Origin of the sequence: Sporosarcina sp. E16_8 (assembly GCF_017347095.1) — a bacterium.
Taxonomy (GTDB): Bacteria; Bacillota; Bacilli; order Bacillales_A; family Planococcaceae; genus Sporosarcina.
Window position 1 is genome coordinate 175,268 of sequence record NZ_JADPRZ010000006.1, and the last position, 6,000, is coordinate 181,267.

Here is a 6,000-nt window from a genome sequence, read left to right on the forward strand (position 1 = left end):
CGAGCCTTATTGTTCTCAGATTTACAACACACGAGTAATACGTGTACGAATCTGTTCTTTCTTCGTTTCTGTTTCCAACTCACGGAACAGTACACGATCACCCTTTTGTAAGTTAAGTTTTAAAATCACAGAATCTCCTGTCTTTCACGTTGTATAGTTTATAACAGACCTTGTCGCGCGAACCCGTTAGCTTAGTAATAGTTTATTTATTCACCTGCCATATAGCCAATTACTTCATTGATATCGGGGTCAACAAGTATTAAAGGTGTACCGACTACACTATTCTCTTTGTCTTCAAATGAAACGATTAATATCTCTTTTCCTTCATAAGTTTTATCCAACAACTCATAGCTATTATCAGCAATAACTTTCTTAACTTCCCCACTTTCCCATTCTTCTTTAGCTGTGTCATTCCAACCTTTTTCTTCGATAAACTCCCAAGCAATTTTTCTAACATTTTCATACCTATCTGAATCAGTGATATTCCCTACATCTTGGTTATTCGAACAACCAACGATCAACAATGTCAAAAGTGCTGTTATTGTTAAAAATAAAAACTTCAACTTCATATATTTTTCACCCACTTTTCTAATGAGTCGTTAATAATTTATTAATATATTGCTAATTATATAATAAGGTAGCAATCTTGTGATTTTATTATTAATTCACATTTTGCGTTTGTCGATTCGCTAATTGCCGCACTTTTTCTTGTAGGAGATTTCAGCTCGGATGAATACGACTTTCAGATTCACCCCGATTATGCTAAGTAACACCAGAATTGGTTTCATCATCGTCAATCGAGAGTGAAATTCCCCTGTCAAAATCCCACAGGCAAAGATAATCCTGATTTTTGCGCTGACAGTCGTGACCGTTTATTGCATCGTCAAGAAGATACAACAGGAAGAGTTACTTATATATATATATTTGCCTTGAAAACGTAAAAACTATGGTACCTGCCGCAACTTTTTATAAATATACAACTTATTAAAATCCTGTCAGTAGTATCTTCATTACTGATAGATTAATAAAACTTAGAAGAATTAAAAAATGAATATAAGAAATTTTGATAAATATAAGACTAGTGATATACAATTTGTAGTGTGGATGATTGTAGCACATTCTTAACTAGGGGTATCTTCTATTGCCTTGTTCTTTAGTACTTCTGTTATTGCCGCTTCAATTTCCTCATACCCCGTACAGCGACAAATATTGGATTGCAGCCAGTCTTTGATTTGATATTCATTAGCATTGGGGTATAATTCGGCTAAAGCATGACAATTCATAATAAATCCGGATGTACAGTAGCCACATTGGAATGCAAACTGCTTTACAAACGCTTGTTGTATTGGTGTATCTATAAGCCCTTCAATTGTTGTAACTTGGTGGTCTACAGCTTCAATTGATAACGTTAGACAAGATTTCATTGGTCTCCCGTCAAAATTGATTGTGCAGGCACCACAATCGCCATTTTCACAACCTGGCTTTGCTCCAGTTAGTCCTAGTTCCTCCCGTAACGTGTTTAACAATGTAGCAGCTGGTCTGACGTAGATACGTTTTTTTTCACCATTAACCGTCAATTCGACCATTTGTTTCAAAAACTTCATCCCCCTTTAAGTTCAGCTATTGATTCTTCCAACACATTCCGTAAAACAAATTCTCGGTAAGCAGCAGAGCCCTCTGCATCGCCCAGTAGTGGCGCTGGTAGTTGGCTGATTGCATTGGTGATCCTTTCCTGCACAGACCAATCCTGATTATTTAATGCATCTTCCACACTGTTGGAACGAAACGGAAAATCACATAAACCGCTAAAGGCAAAACGCGCTTGCTCCCCTGTCTTTAATGCAGATACAGTTAACAACGGGTAGCCAATTCGATCAATTCTTGTCATCTTTTTACTTACGTAAGGCAAATCTAAAAATTGTTTTTTTACCAATACCTGTACAACAAAAGATCCAGGGGCTAGCAGCATATGTTTATCAAATACTTGTTGAATAGGTATTTCATTGATGCCATTATCACCCGCAATCACTAAATCACAGTCCGTTAATAATAATGGAAGGACCGCTTCTTTGTATTTAATAGTCCCGCAAATATTTCCTCCGATTGTAATTTTCTCCCTTGAAGTATGATCGGCAATCCGACTGCAGGTTTTTCCCAGCAGAGGAAACTCGGGCATTTCCTGAAGCTGCGCCAAGGGTATAGACGAACCAATCACCAATCGATCACCTTGAAAACCCGTATACGTGCATTCCGGAATTGTTTTAATATCGATAACTGCCCTTGCTTCCGTATACAGGGAATGTATTCGCATCATCGTAATAATTTCAGTGCCGCCATTATAAAAAATGGGTTCTTTCCCCTTAGCATGCAACTCACCAAACATCTCTAGCGCTTCGGAAATCGAATGCGGGCGATGGTACTCAAAATTTATTGATATCATAAACGCCCCCCCTTTTTTGTCTCCAAATGGATTCTGGAACAATTGGCAATTGATTAATTGGAACACCCGCTGCAGCGGATAGGCTGTTTGCCAGAGCTGCAGGCATACCAATTACACCATGTTCTCCCAAACCCCTAGCGCCATAAGGGCCATCTGATTGCGGTGTTTCCAAAAACTCAACAATATACTTCGGATTTTCATTGTATCGAATTGTTTTATAGGTGCGGAATTGGTTGTTTAAAACAATCCCATTTTCATCAAAAGTAAACCCTTCCCTACTTGCCCAACTTAGTCCCATGCACATTGCCCCGGTTACCTGTCCACGGGCACCTTTAGGATTAATAACCTTTCCAACATCAAGTACTGTGACTGCCTTTGTAATTTTATAAAAAAATGTTTTCGTATCAAATTCCACCTCAACTGCCTGTGCACCAACCGTCCAGGCTGGTCCAGGAACCCCTTTTCCCGTCTGTGGGTCCTTTTTGGTTAGATGGTTCATCATGAAGCTGCCGTGTCCAATAACCAAGCTTCCGACAGCGTTCCCATTTTCATATTTGTAGCCATGGGCAACATCTTTTACATTTACATTGGATTTCGGATTGCTTTTTAAATATACTCTGGCTTCTCCTACTTCTAATTCCTCCGGTTTACATCGTAATGCATATGCAGCATTGTTTTTCAGCTGTCGCTTTGCGTCTTCCGCTGCTTCTAAAACTGCATTTCCAGCCATAAAAGTGGCAGTGCTCGCCACCGTCTTCCAATGCCTAGGACTTGTCTGTGTATCCACTTCCATCTTGACATGAATTTTACTTTCATCTACTTTCATACTTTCAGCAAGCAATTGAGTAAGTGTTGTTTTGGTTCCTTGGCCCATTTCGACCACTCCAACATTTAAATTCATGGTACCATCCTTGTTAAAAGTAATAATAGCCCCTGTTGAAGCATTTGTTGGCGACATAGATGTTTTCCATAAAGAACTAATGCCCTTTGCTTTGATGATCCTATCGGAAATAGGAACTACTTGCCCCTCTTCCCAGTTAATTAATTCTTTCACACGTTCCAAGCATTTTGCAGTGTTTCCAATATTGCCTTTTGTTAATGGTGCTTGGGAAGGTGTTGTATCACCTGGTTTTATTGCATTTTTTATGCGTAACTCCATAGGATCTATTTTCAACTTATTCGCCAGGATTTCCATTGCCCGTTCTATGGCAAATCCCAATTCGCTATGCCCATAGCCGCGGAATGAAGTGGAGTAGGGGTGATTCGTATATACACAGTAAGAATCGCACCATACATGATTAATCTTATATGGCCCTGTGCAATTTAGCGCAGCGGTGGTAGTAATATCTGACGCCTCGTCTACATAGGCTCCGGAATCAAACAAAAACTTGATTTCCGCCATAATTAATTCGCCTTGATTCGTTGCCCCAAGCTTTACATTTGCACTCATTCCAATATGTACAGGTGAACTAACCATGTCATCTTCCCTTGTATTTGTTAGCGTGACTAACTTTCCTCCCACCGCCTTAGATGCAGCATAGGCAATTAACTCTAGCTGGATAGCAGCCTTCCCACCGAATGCCCCACCTACTAATGGGGTATGAACAATAACCTTATTTTCATTAATATTGAAATACTTGCCAATAGACTGTTTAATCGTGAATGGTGCTTGACTGGAAGAGTGGAGATATACCTCACCGCTTGGCAAAATTTCCGCACGAACGGAGCGCGTTTCCATTGCTGCATGGTCGGATTGCGGGAAGGATACATCTATTTCAACTGTAATATCACTAAGTGTTCGCCCCTCGTTAATATTCCCCTTGCGAACTGTGACATGATTAGATACATTGCGGGTTGGGTCAGGTCTTAATTCCTTCACTTGTGTATAATTTTTAAATTCTTCATGCACCAACGGATGTTTCCCCTCAAGCGCTTCCTCAACTGTATTTACTACCGGTAATATCTCATATTCCACTTTTATAAACGTACATGCATTTTGCGCCTCATATTCCGTGTCTGCGACGACGACAGCTATTGGCTCACCAAAATAGCGTACTTTTTCCAATGCAAGGATAGGTCTATCCTCAATTGCCGATCCTGTTAAAATAGGGTAGTCCACCCCCGTAACTATCGCACGAACCCCAGGACATTTCTTTGCTTCCCTTACATCAATTGACTTAATAGTTGCATGCGCATGAGGGCTGGTTAGTAATTTTGCGTGTAATAGACCAGCAACTGAAAAATCATTCGTATACTTGGCCGCGCCCGTAACCTTATTATTCCCCTCTTTTCTCGGAACGCTTTTCCCAATCATATTATTCCTCCTATTTCATACCTCCCTATATCATTACCGCAAATATTATCTGCCATACTGCAATTCCGATTTATGTAAGCGAAATAATGGTTACCTCAGAACAGGAGTTGTCATCCAATATATAGGAGGTTACAATAAATATGAGGTGAGTTAAATGAAATATAAAAAAACATTGCTAATAGCATTGGGAATTGTTGCCCTGTGCTTAAGCGCATACCTTATTTTCAATCAATGGAATAAAGAAAGCGTAACAATCGAGGAGAAACCTGCTGTTCCGAAAGCTGGAGTTGTAATACCAGTAATTGAAATTGACGAAAAAAGAAAAATTCCAGTGGAAGAAGAATTTCCAACATCAATGGAAGAGTATGGGATACAAGAAGCAATTCATGGAATGAGCCATCAGAAAGTTAGTGCAGAAGATAAGTGGGGTTTCATTCCTATGACTCAAGATCGTGTTGCTCGTTTGATTGAAGTTGTCGAAGCAAATAAATATGTCAGCGCTCCAGTGTATTTGGACATTCTCAATCGTTGGGCAAGCAATGACTTTACTCGAGCAGATAAAGACCATAATGCCATTTGGGATTTGCAGGAAGGGAATATCGGAAAAGCTAGTGGATTGTTATCTATTGAGGAAGAAAGAGCGTTTATTAAAAAACACTTCAAAATTGAAAATGAGTAACGTCAGCTAATGACCGGCGTTACTTTTGTAGTGTCTATCAATTAATATGATATAACACAGAAAAAGAAGGGGTTAATGCAATGAGTTGGCATGGTGTTACGTAAGCGTAAAATCGCGATCACCTATTTTACGCTTACATTTCTTCTAACTATTGAACTCTAGTTATTTCTGCAAACTTGTTAAAAATTAATGTGTAATCACTTAATGTTCGTTCGCGATAACCGTTCAATTTCATTTGTTGAGTTATGGTGAACAATGCTTTTTCCACAGACATTCCTTTTGGCGTTGATTTCTCTGGCTGCAACAAATCAGTTTTGATTGAAACATCAAATATGCCACTTCTTTTAGACAATAAAAAAACCTCCTAAATATAATTTAGGAAGTTGATTTTGGTTGACGATTTTTAAGGTTAATTTTTAAAAGTTAGAATACCTTTAGAAATACCTTACTTCGTCAAACCGTTGAACTGATTGAGATTCTCAAGGTTTTAATTATGTCCCAGGAGGGATTCGAACCCCCGACCGACGGCTTAGAAGGCCGTTGCTCTATCCAGCTGAGCTACTGAGA

6 protein-coding genes and 1 tRNA gene are annotated in these 6,000 nt (G+C 39.2%); 1 reads left to right on the forward strand and 6 read right to left on the reverse strand.

What is annotated here, in order from left to right:
• Positions 1-206: 206 nt before the first annotated feature.
• The 4 genes from I2484_RS07590 to I2484_RS07605 form a co-directional block, all read right to left on the reverse strand.
• Positions 207-569, reverse strand: coding sequence for a hypothetical protein (locus I2484_RS07590; RefSeq protein ID WP_207150434.1), 363 nt, complete (start codon positions 567-569; stop codon positions 207-209).
• A gap of 552 nt (positions 570-1,121) precedes the next feature.
• Positions 1,122-1,586 carry a (2Fe-2S)-binding protein gene (locus I2484_RS07595; protein WP_481886387.1) on the reverse strand — a complete coding sequence of 155 codons (465 nt, stop codon included), beginning with the start codon at positions 1,584-1,586 and terminating at the stop codon, positions 1,122-1,124.
• A 14-nt stretch (positions 1,587-1,600) separates the two neighbouring features.
• Positions 1,601-2,440, reverse strand: a complete 840-nt coding sequence (locus I2484_RS07600) for an FAD binding domain-containing protein (protein WP_207150436.1) — start codon at positions 2,438-2,440, stop codon at positions 1,601-1,603.
• Positions 2,421-4,754: a xanthine dehydrogenase family protein molybdopterin-binding subunit gene (locus I2484_RS07605; RefSeq protein ID WP_207150437.1), complete on the reverse strand. Its 2,334-nt coding sequence runs from the start codon at positions 4,752-4,754 to the stop codon at positions 2,421-2,423. Before I2484_RS07605 ends, I2484_RS07600 begins: the two co-directional genes overlap by 20 nt.
• 154 nt (positions 4,755-4,908) lie before the next feature.
• Between I2484_RS07605 and I2484_RS07610 the strand changes: the two genes are divergently transcribed.
• Positions 4,909-5,433 carry a DUF6241 domain-containing protein gene (locus I2484_RS07610; RefSeq protein WP_207150438.1) on the forward strand — a complete coding sequence of 175 codons (525 nt, stop codon included), beginning with the start codon at positions 4,909-4,911 and terminating at the stop codon, positions 5,431-5,433.
• A 148-nt stretch (positions 5,434-5,581) separates the two neighbouring features.
• On the opposite strand, the gene I2484_RS07615 is transcribed toward I2484_RS07610, so the two are convergent.
• Both I2484_RS07615 and I2484_RS07620 read right to left on the reverse strand, forming a co-directional pair.
• Positions 5,582-5,785 carry a hypothetical protein gene (locus I2484_RS07615; RefSeq protein ID WP_207150439.1) on the reverse strand — a complete coding sequence of 68 codons (204 nt, stop codon included), beginning with the start codon at positions 5,783-5,785 and terminating at the stop codon, positions 5,582-5,584.
• A gap of 142 nt (positions 5,786-5,927) precedes the next feature.
• Positions 5,928-6,000: transfer RNA gene (locus I2484_RS07620), tRNA-Arg, on the reverse strand.